14 protein-coding genes are annotated in these 13,522 nt (G+C 72.9%); 5 read left to right on the top strand and 9 right to left on the bottom strand.

Annotation, left to right across the window (positions count from 1 at the left end; genetic code table 11):
• Window positions 1-20: 20 nt before the first annotated feature.
• From hypB to hypE, 5 genes are read left to right on the top strand one after another with little or no spacing between them, the layout of a single operon-like run.
• Window positions 21-764 carry a hydrogenase nickel incorporation protein HypB gene (hypB, locus tag ACZ3I3_RS24275; RefSeq protein ID WP_467368320.1) on the top strand — a complete coding sequence of 248 codons (744 nt, stop codon included), beginning with the start codon at window positions 21-23 and terminating at the stop codon, window positions 762-764.
• Window positions 761-3,073, top strand: a complete 2,313-nt coding sequence (gene hypF, locus ACZ3I3_RS24270; RefSeq protein WP_467368318.1) for a carbamoyltransferase HypF — start codon at window positions 761-763, stop codon at window positions 3,071-3,073. The genes hypB and hypF overlap by 4 nt, the downstream gene beginning before the upstream one ends.
• Before the next feature lie 3 nt (window positions 3,074-3,076).
• A complete protein-coding gene (locus ACZ3I3_RS24265; protein ID WP_356928148.1) occupies window positions 3,077-3,358 on the top strand; it encodes a HypC/HybG/HupF family hydrogenase formation chaperone in 282 nt (93 codons plus the stop codon).
• Window positions 3,355-4,497: a hydrogenase formation protein HypD gene (gene hypD / locus ACZ3I3_RS24260; protein WP_467368317.1), complete on the top strand. Its 1,143-nt coding sequence runs from the start codon at window positions 3,355-3,357 to the stop codon at window positions 4,495-4,497. Before ACZ3I3_RS24265 ends, hypD begins: the two co-directional genes overlap by 4 nt.
• Window positions 4,490-5,560: a hydrogenase expression/formation protein HypE gene (hypE, locus tag ACZ3I3_RS24255; RefSeq protein ID WP_467368315.1), complete on the top strand. Its 1,071-nt coding sequence runs from the start codon at window positions 4,490-4,492 to the stop codon at window positions 5,558-5,560. The genes hypD and hypE overlap by 8 nt, the downstream gene beginning before the upstream one ends.
• Window positions 5,561-5,604: 44 nt before the next feature.
• Here the strand turns inward: hypE and hypA are convergent, their stop codons facing one another.
• The 9 genes from hypA to ACZ3I3_RS24210 form a co-directional block, all read right to left on the bottom strand.
• Window positions 5,605-5,961 carry a hydrogenase maturation nickel metallochaperone HypA gene (hypA, locus tag ACZ3I3_RS24250; protein WP_467368313.1) on the bottom strand — a complete coding sequence of 119 codons (357 nt, stop codon included), beginning with the start codon at window positions 5,959-5,961 and terminating at the stop codon, window positions 5,605-5,607.
• A gap of 7 nt (window positions 5,962-5,968) precedes the next feature.
• A complete protein-coding gene (locus ACZ3I3_RS24245; RefSeq protein ID WP_467368311.1) occupies window positions 5,969-6,118 on the bottom strand; it encodes a hypothetical protein in 150 nt (49 codons plus the stop codon).
• Between the two features lie 80 nt (window positions 6,119-6,198).
• Entirely contained in the window at window positions 6,199-6,405 is a 207-nt protein-coding gene (locus ACZ3I3_RS24240) for a hypothetical protein (RefSeq protein WP_467368309.1), read from the bottom strand.
• 41 nt (window positions 6,406-6,446) lie between these two features.
• Complete coding sequence (locus tag ACZ3I3_RS24235; RefSeq protein ID WP_467368307.1) at window positions 6,447-7,043, bottom strand: DUF5947 family protein; 597 nt, start codon at window positions 7,041-7,043, stop codon at window positions 6,447-6,449.
• On the bottom strand, window positions 7,040-7,585 hold the full coding sequence (locus ACZ3I3_RS24230) for a NifU family protein (RefSeq protein ID WP_467368305.1): 546 nt from the start codon (window positions 7,583-7,585) through the stop codon (window positions 7,040-7,042). The genes ACZ3I3_RS24235 and ACZ3I3_RS24230 overlap by 4 nt, the downstream gene beginning before the upstream one ends.
• Complete coding sequence (locus ACZ3I3_RS24225; RefSeq protein WP_467368303.1) at window positions 7,578-9,371, bottom strand: nickel-dependent hydrogenase large subunit; 1,794 nt, start codon at window positions 9,369-9,371, stop codon at window positions 7,578-7,580. The genes ACZ3I3_RS24230 and ACZ3I3_RS24225 overlap by 8 nt, the downstream gene beginning before the upstream one ends.
• 53 nt (window positions 9,372-9,424) lie before the next feature.
• Window positions 9,425-10,513 carry an NADH-quinone oxidoreductase subunit B family protein gene (locus tag ACZ3I3_RS24220; protein WP_467368302.1) on the bottom strand — a complete coding sequence of 363 codons (1,089 nt, stop codon included), beginning with the start codon at window positions 10,511-10,513 and terminating at the stop codon, window positions 9,425-9,427.
• Window positions 10,513-12,789, bottom strand: coding sequence for a hypothetical protein (locus tag ACZ3I3_RS24215; protein WP_467368300.1), 2,277 nt, complete (start codon window positions 12,787-12,789; stop codon window positions 10,513-10,515). Before ACZ3I3_RS24215 ends, ACZ3I3_RS24220 begins: the two co-directional genes overlap by 1 nt.
• A 224-nt stretch (window positions 12,790-13,013) precedes the next feature.
• Window positions 13,014-13,481, bottom strand: coding sequence for a DUF6069 family protein (locus tag ACZ3I3_RS24210; protein ID WP_467368298.1), 468 nt, complete (start codon window positions 13,479-13,481; stop codon window positions 13,014-13,016).
• Window positions 13,482-13,522 lie beyond the last annotated feature (41 nt).

The raw sequence follows: 13,522 nt of genomic DNA, 5'->3' as shown, positions 1-13,522 counted from the left end.
GACCGCGAGGAGCGGCGCCCATGTGCGATTCCGTGGACGAGGTCACTCAGGCCGTCCTGGCGAAGAACGACGGTCTGGCCGCGGGCCTGCGCGAGGAACTGGCCCGGCGCGGAGTGAGCGTGGTCAATCTGCTGTCCAGCCCGGGCAGCGGCAAGACGGAGCTGCTCGGGCGGGTGCTCGCCAGGGCGGTGGAGCGGGGCCTTCCGGTGGCGGCGCTCACCGCCGACCTGGCGACCGAGAACGACGCCGACCGGCTGGCCCGTTCGGGGGCCCCGGTGAAGCAGCTGCTGACGGACGGGCTGTGCCATCTGGAGGCGCGGCAGCTGCGCGGCCACGTGGAGAGCTGGCTGCCCGGGGGCACCTCGCTGCTGTTCGTGGAGAACGTCGGCAACCTCGTCTGCCCGGCCTCCTACGACCTGGGCGAGAGTCTGCGGATCGTACTCATGGCGGTGACGGAGGGCGAGGACAAGCCGCTGAAGTACCCGACGGCCTTCGGGTCCGCCCAGCTGGTGGTGCTGACGAAAACCGACCTGGCCGGGCCCGCGGGGTTCGACGAGGCCGCCTTCGAGACGCACGTGCGGCGGGTCAATCCCGGGGTGGAGGTGCTGCGGTCCTGCGCCCGCACCGGCGCCGGCGTCGACGCTCTTCTGGAGCGGGTGCTCGCCGTACGGGACGGGGCACCGGCGCACCGGCCTCCGCTGGCGCCCCGCCCGCACACCCACACCCACACCCATGAGGGCGCCACAGCCGGCCTCGTCTCGTGACAGCACCCGCCACACAGGCGGTGCGCCGCCGCGTCACCGTGCGCGGCACCGTGCAGGGTGTGGGATTCCGGCCCTTCGTGCACCGCCTGGCCACCGATCTCTCGCTCGCGGGGTTCGTGAGCAACACGGCGAACGGAGTCCTCATCGAGGTGGAGGGCCCGCCGGACCGTGTCGCCGACTTCTGCGACCGGCTGGCCGCCCAGCCGCCGCCGTTGGCCACCGTCACCGGCGTCGGGGTCGAGGACCTGCCCGTCAGCGGCGCCGACGGCAGCTTCGCCATCCGTTCCACCGACCGCTCCCCCGGCCGCACTCATCTCCCGCCCGACACGGCGACCTGCGCGGACTGTCTGCGGGACCTGACCGATCCGGCCGACCGCCGGCACCGGCACCCGTTCGTCACCTGCACCCACTGCGGACCCCGGTTCACCATCGCCACGCGCATGCCGTACGACCGCGCTGTGACGACCATGGCCGGCTTCCCGATGTGCGCGGACTGCGCCCGGGAGTACGGCGATCCCCTCGACCGGCGCTTCCACGCCCAACCCGTGGCGTGCCCCGGTTGCGGTCCCCGGTTGCGCTTGGTGCCCGCCGCCGGCAGCGAGGCCCGCCCGGCACGGGACGCCGACGCACTCGCTGCGGCACGCGCTCTGCTGGCCGCCGGGCGGATCGTCGCCGTCAAGGGCCTCGGCGGCTACCACCTGGCGTGCGACGCCAGCGACGCGCGGGCCGTCGAGACGCTGCGCCGCCGCAAGGCGCGCGGCGGCAAGCCGTTCGCGGTGATGTGCGCGGACCTGGACACCGTGCGGCGAATCGCCGCGGTCTCCGCACCGGAACTGGCCGCCCTCACCAGCCCCCGGCGCCCCATCGTCCTGCTCCGCCGACGGTCGGAGCGGGCGGGCCTCGCGCCCGGCGTCTGCCCCGGCAGCCCCCACCTGGGCGTCATGCTGCCCTACACGCCTGTGCACACCCTGCTGTTCGGCCTGCCCGGCGATCCGCCGGGGCCGCGTGTGCTGGTCATGACGAGCGGCAACCGCTCCGGCGAGCCGATCGTCACGGACGACGACGAGGCGCTGACCCGGCTCGCCGGGCTGGCCGACGCCTGGCTCGCCCACGACCGGCCCATCGCCTCGCCCTGTGACGACTCGCTGCTGCGGGTACGCTCCGACGGCACCGAGCAGGTGCTGCGCCGCTCCCGGGGGTATGTGCCCCGCCCGCTGCGGCTGCCGGTCCCGGTGCGGCCCGCGCTCGCCGTGGGCGGCGATCTGAAGAACGCCCTGTGCCTCGGCGAGGGCGACCAGGCCTGGTTCGGCCCGCACATCGGGGACATGGGCGATCTGACCACCCTGGAGGCGGCCCGGCGGGCGGAGGCGCACCTGCGGTGCCTGACCGGCGTCGCCCCCGAGGTCGTCGCCGCGGACCGGCATCCCGGATACCACTCGGCGAGGTGGGCCGCCCGGCTGGCCGGTCGCGCCCCGGTGCCGGTCCAGCACCACCACGCGCACATCGCCTCCGCGATGGCCGAGCACGGTCTCGACGGCACCGCCCAGGTGATCGGAGTCGCCTTCGACGGCACGGGCTACGGCGACGACGGCACCGTCTGGGGCGGCGAGATCCTGCTCGCCGGCTACAGCGGCTTCCGGCGCTACGCCCACCTCGCCCCCGCCCCGCTGCCCGGCGGCGACGCGGGCGTGGCCAATCCGCGCCGCCTGGCGCTCGCCCGGCTGTGGGCGGCGGGCCTGCCGTGGGACGCGGGTCTGCCCTGCGTCGAGGCCTGCACACCCGATGAACTGACGCTGCTTCACCGGCAGTTGGAGAGCGGCCTGGCCTGTGTGGCGACCTCCAGCATGGGCCGGCTCTTCGACGCGGTGTCGTCGCTCGTCGGCGTGTGCCATCGCGCGGGGTACGAAGCGCAGGCCGCCCTGGAACTGGAGGCGGCGGCCGCTTCGGCCTGGGACACCGAGACCTCGGCGTACGCCTTCGCCGGCGATCTCGACCCGGCCCCCGTGCTCGGCGCACTCGTCGCCGATCTGCGGCGCGGCACGCCGGCCCCCGTGCTCGCCGCCCGCTTCCACCGCGCGGCGGCCCGGGCCGTCGCGGAGATCTGCCGGCGTGCGCGCCGGGACACCGGCCTGGCCACCGTCGCCCTCAGCGGCGGGGTCTTCGCCAACGCGCTGCTGGAGGAGGAGTGCGCACGGCTGCTGGACGGCGGAGGCTTCACGGTACTCCGCCACGGCGAAGTCCCCCCGAACGACGGCGGATTGGCCCTCGGCCAGCTGGTGGTCGCGGCGCACCTACGACAGGAGGAGTGACTCATGTGTTTGGCAGTGCCCGGCAAGGTCGTGGCCATCGACGACGGCGCGGATCCGCTCACCGGGCTGATCGACTTCGGCGGAGTGCAGAAACAGGCGTGTCTGGAGTACGTGCCCGAGGTGCGGGTGGGCGAGTACGTCATCGTGCACGTCGGCTTCGCGCTCCAGCGCCTGGACGAGGAGTCGGCCCTGGCCTCGCTGAAGCTGTTCGAGGAACTGGGCCTGCTGGAGGAGGAGTTCGGCGACGCCTGGGAGCAGGCGGCGAAGGAGGCGGGAACGGCGTGAAGTACATCGACGAGTTCAACGACCCGGAGCTGGCCCGGCGGCTGCTGGACGAGATCCGGGCCACCGCGACCCGGCCGTGGGCCCTGATGGAGGTGTGCGGCGGGCAGACCCACTCGATCATCCGGCACGGCATCGACCAACTGCTCCCCGAGCAGGTCGAGCTGATCCACGGCCCCGGCTGCCCCGTCTGCGTCACGCCGCTGGAGGTCATCGACAAGGCGCTGGAGATCGCCTCGCGGCCCGGGGTGATCTTCTGTTCCTTCGGCGACATGCTCCGGGTGCCGGGCACCGGCCGCGACCTGTTCCGGGTCAAGGGCGAGGGCGGCGACGTCCGCGTGGTCTACTCGCCGCTCGACGCCCTGGAACTGGCCCGCCGCCACCCGGACCGGGAGGTGGTGTTCTTCGCGATCGGCTTCGAGACCACGGCCCCGGCCAACGCGATGGCCGTGCACCAGGCCCGCAGGCTGGGTCTGGGCAACTTCAGCCTGCTGGTGTCGCATGTGCGGGTGCCCCCGGCCGTCGAGGCGATCATGACGGCTCCGGCCTGCCGGGTGCAGGGCTTTCTGGCCGCCGGGCACGTGTGCAGCGTGATGGGCACGGCGGAGTACCCGGAGCTGGCCGAGCGGTTCGGTGTGCCGATGGTGGTGACCGGGTTCGAGCCGCTGGACATCCTGGAAGGCATCCGTCGGGCGGTCCGGCAGCTGGAGCGCGGCGAGCACCGGGTGGAGAACGCGTATCCGCGTGCTGTGCGCGAGGAGGGCAATCCGGCCGCCGTGCGCATGATCGAGGAGGTGTTCGAGGTCACCGACCGCAACTGGCGCGGTATCGGGCGGATCCCGGCCAGCGGCTGGCGGCTGCGCGACGCCTTCCGCGCGTACGACGCCGAGCACCGCTTCGACGTCACGGGGATCCGCACCGAAGAGCCGGCGGAGTGCCGCAGCGGCGAGGTGCTCCAGGGCCTGATCAAGCCGACCGAGTGCGCCGCGTTCGGCACCACCTGCACCCCGCGCACCCCGCTCGGCGCCACCATGGTCTCCAGCGAGGGCGCCTGCGCGGCCTACTACCTGTACCGCCGGATGAACGCCCCGACGCCGCAGACCGGCCGGACCACGCTGGAGGGGGTGACTCCCGTTGCCTGAGCAACTCTCCGATGTGGTCGACCCGGCCAACTGGACCTGCCCCGCCCCGCTGCGCGACCAGGGTGTCGTGGTGATGGGCCACGGCGGCGGCGGAGCCCTGTCGGCGGAACTGATGGAGCAGGTCTTCACCCCCGCCTACGGCAACGCCACGCTCGCCGGCCTCGCCGACTCCGCCGTCCTCGAACTGGGCGGTGCGCGGCTGGCCTTCTCCACCGACTCCTACGTGGTCCGGCCGCTGTTCTTCCCCGGCGGCAGCCTGGGCGAGCTCGCGGTCAACGGAACCGTGAACGACCTGGCGATGAGCGGTGCGCTGCCCGCGTATCTCTCCGCCGCGTTCGTGCTGGAGGAAGGCGTCGAGCTGACCGTCGTGGAGCGGATCGCCCGCGCGATGGGTGCGGCGGCCGAGACCGCCGGGGTCACCATCGCCACGGGTGACACCAAGGTCGTGGAGTCCGGGCACGGCGACGGTGTGTACGTCACCACGGCCGGTGTCGGGCTCGTCCCTGACGGGGTGGACATCCGGCCGCAGCGTGCGCGGCCCGGGGACGCCGTGATCGTCAGCGGGCCGATCGGTCTGCACGGGGTGGCGATCATGAGCGTGCGGGAAGGGCTGGAGTTCGGGGTGGAGATCGCCAGCGACACGGTGCCGCTGGCGGATCTGGTGGCGGCGATGCTGGCCGTCACCCCGGACATCCACGTGCTGCGCGACCCGACCAGGGGCGGCCTGGCCGCGTCGCTCAACGAGATCGCCCGTGCTTCGAGGACCGGGGTGCGGCTTCAGGAGCGTGCCATTCCGGTGCCGGACGCGGTGGCGAACGCGTGCGGGTTCCTGGGGCTCGATCCCCTCTACGTCGCGAACGAGGGCAGGCTGGTCGCCTTCGTGCCGCCGGCGGAGGCGGAGGAGGTGCTCGCCGCGATGCGTGCCCACCCGCAGGGCGCCGGGGCCACGCTGATCGGCGAGTGCGTGGCCGAACACCCCGGGATGGTGGTGGTCGCCACCGGCCTGGGCGGGACCCGGGTGGTGGATCTGCCGCTCGGGGAGCAGTTGCCGCGGATCTGCTGAGCAGCGCGAAAGGGCCCCGCCGACGGATCTGCGGGGCCCTTTCGCTATGCCGGGGCCGGTGACGGCTCGATCCCGGTGATCTCCAGTTCCCGGCCGCTGCGCAGATCGTTGGTGGGCTGGTCGCAGCGCGGGCACCAGAAGAACGGGGGCATGCCCACCGGGAACTCCTCGGCGCACGGGCCGCACCAGGCCTGCGCGGGGACCTGCTCGACCACGAGCCGGGCCCCGGCGAGGGCCGTGCCGTCGCGGGCCACCTCGAAGGCGAAGTCCAGCGCGTCGGGGACGACGCCCGCCAGTTCACCGACCCGGACGGTCACCGCCGAGACGGCGTCCGTCCCGTCCGCCCGGGCCAGCTCGCCGGCCCGCTCGATGATCGCGGTCGCGATCGACAGCTCGTGCACGCCCGGCTCACGGGTAGCGGTGGCCGGCGCGGAAACCGCCGGACATCCGCCAGATCCGCATCTCCCGCCTCAGGCTGGGAAACTCCCGGCACAGCAGGGCCAGGGCCACACCGCCCACCAGGGCGGCCTCGGCCTTCAGCACCCGCTGTCCGCTCATCCCGCCCCGCCTGCGCGCGACGGGTCTGCGTGCTCGTCGGACCTTCATTGCGGCGCCTTTCTGCTCTCTCATCACGGCTCTCATCCCGGCGAGATGTTCGGCATGGTCTCCGCGAGGGCGTCATGCCGCTTCCAGTGGATCCCCGTGGAGCGGCGCGCGTCGGCGGTGCCGTCCTCGTGGTGCCCCTTCTGCTCGTCGTACCGCCCCTTGTTGCCCTGGTGCATGCCGGCGACGTGCGAGGGCGTGTCGGGCTTCGCCTGCGCCCGGCCTACTCTGATGCTGCCCATGGGGTGCTCTCCTTCCTCGCCTCCGACCTGCGGAGACGTGTTCACTGCCGCTCGGTGAGCTCCTCGAAGAACCGCTCGACGGCCGGCCAGACCCGGCCACCGCCGGACAGGCCGCGCCACTCCCGGCGTACGACGGCGACCATCCGGTAGCAGTCGTCGACCGGCACGATCCAGTGGTGGTCGAGGCCGTGGACGGTGTTCACCAGCAGGGCCTCCACCTCGGGTTCCACGCCGGCGAGCTGCGGACACGTCCCGGCCAGCTCCTGCCAGGCCGCCGCGTCCACCTCCCACCGCATGGCCCCCGCCGGACTCGGACCCTCCGCCGTGACCGTGCCGTCCGCACGGGGCACGAAGAAGACCAGGCCGACGGGTACGCCCAGCACGGTCGTGTCGACCTTGGGCAGCCGGACCCGGCGCCGGGGCACCAGCCGGTAGTGCCCGGCGCCCGCCCCGGCCTCCGCGAACAGCACCGAGCAGGGGCCGCAGGCGCAGCGCACCTCCTGCTGTCCGGTGTCGTACAGGTGGGCGTGCTCGTCGGCGACCGGCGCGGCGCACAGGTCGCACCTCTCCACCTCGGCCGCCGCCGTACGGCCGGCCGAGGAGCGGATGAGGCGGGCCAGCGCCCCGTCGGTGGTCACTGCGCGCCTCGGTGCGTCAGGGTCGACAGCGGGACGAACGCGGGAGCCGGTGTGCTCGGCAGCGGCTCCACCGCCGTCAGTTCGGGAGCGACGGCGAGCACCGCCTCCCGGACCGCGTCGGTGACCTCGGAGCCGCCACCGCCGCAACCGGAGCCGCAGCCGCCGCCCGTCGTCAGACGCACCCGGCCGACCTGCCCTTCCGCACCGGCCCATTCCACGTCGCCGCCCCGTTCCCGTACGGCGGGCCGCAGCCGTTCGACCGCGCGGGCCGCCCGGCGCTCGGGGGGCTCGGGGTGGATGTCGTGCAGCACCAGCAGGTGGCCCAGCAGTTCGTCGTCGGCCAGGCGTTCCGCCAGCTGTTCGTCCGCCTCGTCCAGGACGCGGGCCATGGCCTCGCCGTAGACCTCGGTCAGCAGCCGGACCGCCTCCGTGGCCGCGCCGGGCAGGGGTTCGAGGCCTGCCAGCACCTCGTCGAGCCGGGCGAGCCGGGCCTCGACGTCCGGGTCGGCCAGCCGGGTGCCGGTGCCGGTGGGGTCAGCCATGGTTCGCCCCGTACGTCGGCGAGTGCAGGGTGGTGAGCGTCTTGCCCTTGCCGACGTACATGTGCACACCGCACGGCAGGCAGGGGTCGAAGCTGCGGACCGTGCGCATGATGTCGACGCCCTTGAAGTCGTCCGGCCCGTTCTCCTCGAAGATGGGCTGGCCCTGGACGGCGTCCTCGTACGGGCCGGGGGTGCCGTACATGTCGCGGGGGCTGGCGTTCCACGGGGTGGGCGGGTACGGGTGGTAGTTGGCGATCTTCTTGTCCTTGATCACCAGGTGGTGGGAGAGAACGCCGCGCACCGCCTCGTGGAAGCCGCAGCCGATCGCCTCGTCGGGCACCTCGAAGTTCTCGAACACCTTGGTCTCGCCCGCGCGCACCATGCCCATGGCCTCTTCGAGGAACTGCAGGGCCATGGCGGCGGCGTAGGCGACGAAGTACGGCCGGGCGCGGTCGCGTTCGATGGTGTTGCTCCACCGCGGGATGCGCCACTCCAGGGTGGTCTCCGGCAGGGACTCGCCCTTGGGCAGGGAGATGCGCACGCTGTGGCCGGTGGACTTGACGTACGGGGTGTCGACCAGGCCGCTCAGCGCGGTCGACCACAGGCGGGCCAGCGGGCCGCCGCCGGTGTCGAGGGCGAGGTGGTCGCCGGTGCGCTGGTCGAACCAGCGGGGGCTCATCACCCAGCTGTACTTGTCGTCGAAGTCGCGCTTCTGCGGCACGGGGACGGTGGTCTGGTTCCACGGGTGGCGCATGTCGATGGGGTTGCCGAGCGGGTCGTGGGTGACGAAGGGGTCCTCGTTGACCCAGTCCTCGTAGTACGAGCTGCCGAGCATGATGCGCAGGCCGAGGTTGATGTCGACGAGGTTGTTGGTGACCAGTTCGCCGTCGACGATGATGCCCGGGGTGACGTACATGGCCTTGCCCCAGGTGTTCATCGACTCGTAGCGGTAGTCGACGACCTTGGGGTCCTGGAAGGCGCCCCAGCAGCCCAGCAGGACGCGGCGGCGGCCGACCTCCTCGTAGCCGGGCAGCGCCTCGTAGAAGAAGTCGAAGACGTCGTCGTTCATGGCGACGGCCTTCTTCACGAAGTCGATGACCCGCATGAGGCGGCTGAGGTAGTCGGTGAAGGTGGTCGGCTGCGGCATCGTGCCGACGCCACCCGGGTACAGCGTGGACGGGTGGACGTGCCGCCCCTCCATCAGGCAGAACATCTCGCGGGTGACCCGGCTGACCTTCAGGGCCTCCTTGTAGACCTCGCCCTCGAAGGGGTTGAAGGCCTTCATGATGTCGGCGATCGTGCGGTAGCCGTGGATGTCGCCGCGGGGCGCGGCGGTGCGTTCGGCGCGGGCCAGGACACCGGGGTTGGTGGCCTTGACCATGGCTTCGCAGAAGTCCACGAAGACCAGGTTGTCCTGGAAGATCGTGTGGTCGAACATGTACTCGGCGGCCTCGCCGAGGTTGACGATGTGCTCGGCCAGCGGGGGCGGCTTGACGCCGTAGGCCATCTGCTGGGCGTAGTCGGAGCAGGTGGTGTGGTTGTCGCCGCAGATGCCGCAGATCCGGGACGTGATGAAGCCCGCGTCGCGCGGGTCCTTGCCCTTCATGAACACCGAGTAGCCGCGGAAGAGCGACGAGGTGCTGTGGCATTCGACGACTTCCCGGTTGGCGAAGTCGATCTTCGTGTAGATGCCCAGGTTCCCGATGATCCGGGTGATCGGATCCCAGGACATGTCCACGAGCTGTGGCGGTTTGCGCTCGGTGGGCCGGGCCTCGGTGGTGGTCATCTGCGGTGCTGCCCCTCGCTGTCGGTGGTGGGATGGGTCGGTCGCGGGTCTCGTCAGGGGCGCCAGCGCGGGTCGTAACCGCTGGTCAGCTTGCGCTTGTTGTGGCGCCACCTGGGCTCGTGGTTGACCAGTTCGTTGGTCATGCCGCGCAGGCGGCGGATGACGGCCCCGTACGGCTTGATGGCCAGGGACGACAGGGTTCCGCCGGGGGGTTCGTCCATGAACGGCATGAACGCGTCGGGGAAGCCGGGCATCGTGCAGCCGATGCAGATGCCGCCGACGTTGGGGCAGCCGCCGATGCCGGCCATCCAGCCGCGCTTGGGCACGTTGCAGTTGACGACCGGTCCCCAGCAGCCCGTCTTCACCAGGCACTTGGGCGAGTTGTAGTCCTTGGCGAAGCTCGCCTGCTCGTAGTACGCGCCGCGGTCGCAGCCCTCGTGGACCGTCTTCCCGAACAGCCACTGCGGGCGCAGCATGTGGTCCAGCGGGGGCGGGGGTGCGGAGCCGGCCGCGTGGTAGAGGACCCAGACCAGGGTCTCCATGAAGTTCTCGGGCTGGATCGGGCAGCCGGGCACGTTGACGATCGGCAGGCCGCCCAGGGAGGTGAAGTCCCAGCCCAGGTAGTCGGCCAGGCCCATGCAGCCGGTGGGGTTGCCGGACATGGCGTGGATGCCGCCGAAGGTGGCGCAGGTGCCGGCGGCGACGACCGCCCAGGCCTTGGGGGCCAGTTGGTCGATCCACCAGTTGAGGGTCTGGGGCTCGCCGGTCTCCGGGTCGTTGCCGAAGGACGTCCAGTAGCCGTCGCCCTCGATGATGTTCTGGTTGGGGACCGAGCCCTCGATGACGAGGATGAAGGGGCCGAGTTCGCCGCGTACGGCCGCCCGGTAGGGGGCGAGGAAGTCCTCGCCGCCCAGGCTCGGGGAGAGCACCTTGTTGACGAGGTTCACCTTGGGCAGGCCCGGGATCAGTCCGAGCACCAGGTCCTCGATGGAGGGCTGGCCGGCGGCGGTGAGGGAGACGGTGTCGCCGTCGCAGCTCATGCCTTCGGAGATCCAGAGGATGTGGATCTCCTCCATGCCCTGCCGTTCCTCGGACCGGTCGGGTTCCTTGCTGACTTCGGTGGTGCTGCTGTGCGTGGTCATCACTCGGCCTCCGCTGCGGGGGTCTCGGAGTCGGTCGTGTGCCGCGAGGGGGCTGCGGCGGGAGCCGGTGCCGACGGCTCGTCCGGGGATCCGGCGGGCCCGAGGGGTTCGAGCTCGTCGGGCCGGAAGTAGTGGAAACGGCCGTACCAGGTGAGGAGTTCGGCCGCGGGGTCGTCGTCGAGGGTGACGGCGAGATGCACGCTGCCGTCCACGTCGTGGAACACGGCGGCGACCTCGGCGGTACGGCCGGCCAGGAACATGTCCTGGGCGTCGGCACCACGTCCCCGGGGGCGCAGCCGGACACGACTGCCGCGGCCGAGCGGGACACCGTCGACGAGCACGGTGTCACTCCCCGGGGAGAGTCCGTCGTCGGCGCCTTCTTGCCACCAGGTGGGGCGGTTGGTGGGGGTGGTGGGTGTGGGGGTGGTTGTGGGGGCGATGGGTGTGGGGGTGGTAGCCGCGGTCGCGGCAAGCCCGGGTGCCGCGGGCGAGGGCTCGGCAGCCCCGGGCGCCGGGGTCCCGGGCGCGGCAAGCGCAGGTGCCGCAGGCGCGGGTGCGGCAGCCCTGGACACCGGTGGCGCGGGCGCGGCAAGCGCAGGTGCCGCAGGCGCGGGTGCGGCAGCCCCAGACGCCGGGGTCCCGGGCGCGGCAAGCGCAGGTGCCGCAGGCGCGGGTGCGGCAGTCCCGGGCGCGGGCGTCCCCGGAACAACCACCCCGGCCGCCGAGGCCCCGGACCCGGCGGCCACGGGCGCCGAGACCCCGAGGACGCCAGCCCCGGGCCCGGCAGGCGCGGGTGCCGCAGGCGCGGGCGCGACAGCCCCGGACGCCGGTGCCCCGGGCGCGGCAATCCCGGGGGCCGGGGTCCCGGGCGCCGACGTCCCGGGGACGGCAGTCCCGGGCGCCGACGTCCCGAGGACGGCAGTCCCGGGCGCGGGCGTCCCGGGAACGACAACCCCGGCCGCCGAGGCCCCGGACGCGGCGGCCACGGGCGCCGAGACCCCGAGGACGCCAGCCCCGGGCGCGGCAAGCGCGGGTGCCGGGGGCGCGGGCGCGACCGTCCCGGGCGCCGGAGATGCAGGCATGCCAGCCCCGGGCTCCGGAGATGCGGGCACGGCAGCCCCGGGCGCCGAGGTCGGCGCAGGTGCCGCGGGCGCTGGGGGCACCGCGGCAACCGGTGTCAGGGAGCGGACCGCGCCGTGCAGGCGTTCGAAGATCTCCTGCGGCATCGTGTCGACGCGGTCGAGGATCGCGGCCGCCCTCGGGTCGGTGGCCCGGGCCTCGCGCTTCTCCTCGTCGGTCAGCAACATCGTGCGCAGCGTGAGGATCTCGTCGATCTCGGCGGCGTCGTGCAGATCGCCCGGGCTCTCGGGGGCCACCTGGGGGTGGTCGGGCAGGATGATCGGCGCGGAGAGCAGGACGTGGCCGTCGTCGTCCCCGAGAACGGGGAAGGTGAACTCGTTCCGGCACGAGCGGGCGAGTTCGCGCAGGTCAGTCGGCGGGTCGGTCAGCGAGACGAACTCCACGCCGGCGCCGCCGATGAGGGTGTGGGTGGCGATGAGGGCGCGGCGCAGTGCCTCGTCACGACCGGTCCGCGGTTCCGGCGCGGGCCCGGTGTTCGCGGTGCGCACACGGAGCCGGCAGAGGTCGTCCGAGAGTCGCTCGGCGGTGATGGTGGTGTCGGCCCGTACCTCGTCGCGGTGCCGCACCACCCGCCCGGTGTCACCGGGCAGCGGCTCGACGTCCACGCCGGCCGGCGCGACCACGGGAACGGTGTGTCCGCTCTGAAGAAGCTCGGCGAGCGGGAGCTCGGCCTCGTGTTCACGCGGCACGGCCTCGTCGAAGGTCAGATGTGTCGTGCCGTCAGCGGTGCGCAGTGACGCGACGGCGTGATGACGGCCGTCCCGGGTCTCCTCCACCTGCTTGCGCTGCGTCTGGAGGTGCCGGATCCGCACCCGTACGGACGCGCTGTCAGGCTGCCGGATCCTCAGCAGGCACTCGGTCTGCTGGTACCAGGAGTCGGCGCTGCCGGAGACTCCGGGGACCACGGGGCCGTCCGCCTCCGCCCAGTCCCTCGGGAACAGGACCCCGAACTGCCATCGGACGCGGTTCTTGGCCGAGGACCGGCGGTAGGGGTAGAGGAGGTAGCCCTCGTAGAGGACGGCGTCGGCGACGGCGCTCACCTGCTCGAAGGGGCCCGGGGTCCGGCCCGGGGGCAGGTCGTCGCCGCCTCTGGTGGCAGCGCGCGGCGTGCCGCCCTCGGCCAGTCCCTCCGCCATCGCGTCTCCTCGTCCGGGTGTGCGCATGGGTCCAGGGGTGCGCACGCATCAGGGGGTGCACGCGCATCCCTTCCACCACCGTCACACCGCTCATCCCCGGTCGCCTCCTCCGGCGCAGTGCCGTTGGGCCGTTCGGGGACTCGCGTGGGACACGACGACGGCCCGTCGGCGGTGAGCGCGACGGGCCGGTGTCGGAAACGTGCGAATCGTGGGAGTCGAGGGCGTCACCTCCGCACGTGGGACAGCCTCCGTGCCACCAGGGGGATGATCACCGCGGCGGCCACGACGTGCGACAGGGCGAGGACGATCTGGGTGGACGTGGCCGTGTGCGGGGCGACGGCCGGGCCGACGAGGGACAGGGCGGTGAGGACGACGGTGGTCACGGTGAAGGTCCGGGCGGGCTGCTTGGCCCAGCGGGCGAGCACCACCGCCAGGACGATCCCGGCGACCGACCAGAACACCACGCCGCCGGCGAAGCCGCCGACGGGGATCTCCGCGGCCTCCTCGGCCCCGGGGCTGGCCGCCTCCATCGGGACGCCCGCGGCCCGGGCGACGAGCGCGAAGGCCTCGGTCACGACGGCACCGGCGAGCGTCGCCAGGACGCCGACCAGCCATACGGGGCGTGCGGAGAGGAAGCCGGTGGTGGGCCGGGAGTCGGTCCGGGTCTGCGTCTGAGGGGTCGTCACACTCATGTCGCCTTCTCCTGCTCGGTGTTGGGCTCGGTACGCCTTAC

Source organism: Streptomyces sp. NPDC016851, assembly GCF_055562795.1.
The sequence above is the reverse complement of the archived record's forward strand: the minus strand, read 5'-3'. Positions and strand labels throughout refer to the sequence as shown.

Coding starts and splice junctions, on each gene's coding strand:
- ACZ3I3_RS24215 (WP_467368300.1), bottom strand. CDS start 12,789: ATGGCGGAGGGACTGGCCGAGGGCGGCACGCCGCGCGCTGCCACCAGA.
- ACZ3I3_RS24265 (WP_356928148.1), top strand. CDS start 3,077: ATGTGTTTGGCAGTGCCCGGCAAGGTCGTGGCCATCGACGACGGCGCG.
- ACZ3I3_RS24230 (WP_467368305.1), bottom strand. CDS start 7,585: ATGGCTGACCCCACCGGCACCGGCACCCGGCTGGCCGACCCGGACGTC.
- ACZ3I3_RS24245 (WP_467368311.1), bottom strand. CDS start 6,118: ATGAGCGGACAGCGGGTGCTGAAGGCCGAGGCCGCCCTGGTGGGCGGT.
- ACZ3I3_RS24220 (WP_467368302.1), bottom strand. CDS start 10,513: ATGACCACGCACAGCAGCACCACCGAAGTCAGCAAGGAACCCGACCGG.
- ACZ3I3_RS24210 (WP_467368298.1), bottom strand. CDS start 13,481: ATGAGTGTGACGACCCCTCAGACGCAGACCCGGACCGACTCCCGGCCC.
- ACZ3I3_RS24240 (WP_467368309.1), bottom strand. CDS start 6,405: ATGGGCAGCATCAGAGTAGGCCGGGCGCAGGCGAAGCCCGACACGCCC.
- ACZ3I3_RS24225 (WP_467368303.1), bottom strand. CDS start 9,371: ATGACCACCACCGAGGCCCGGCCCACCGAGCGCAAACCGCCACAGCTC.
- hypB (WP_467368320.1), top strand. CDS start 21: ATGTGCGATTCCGTGGACGAGGTCACTCAGGCCGTCCTGGCGAAGAAC.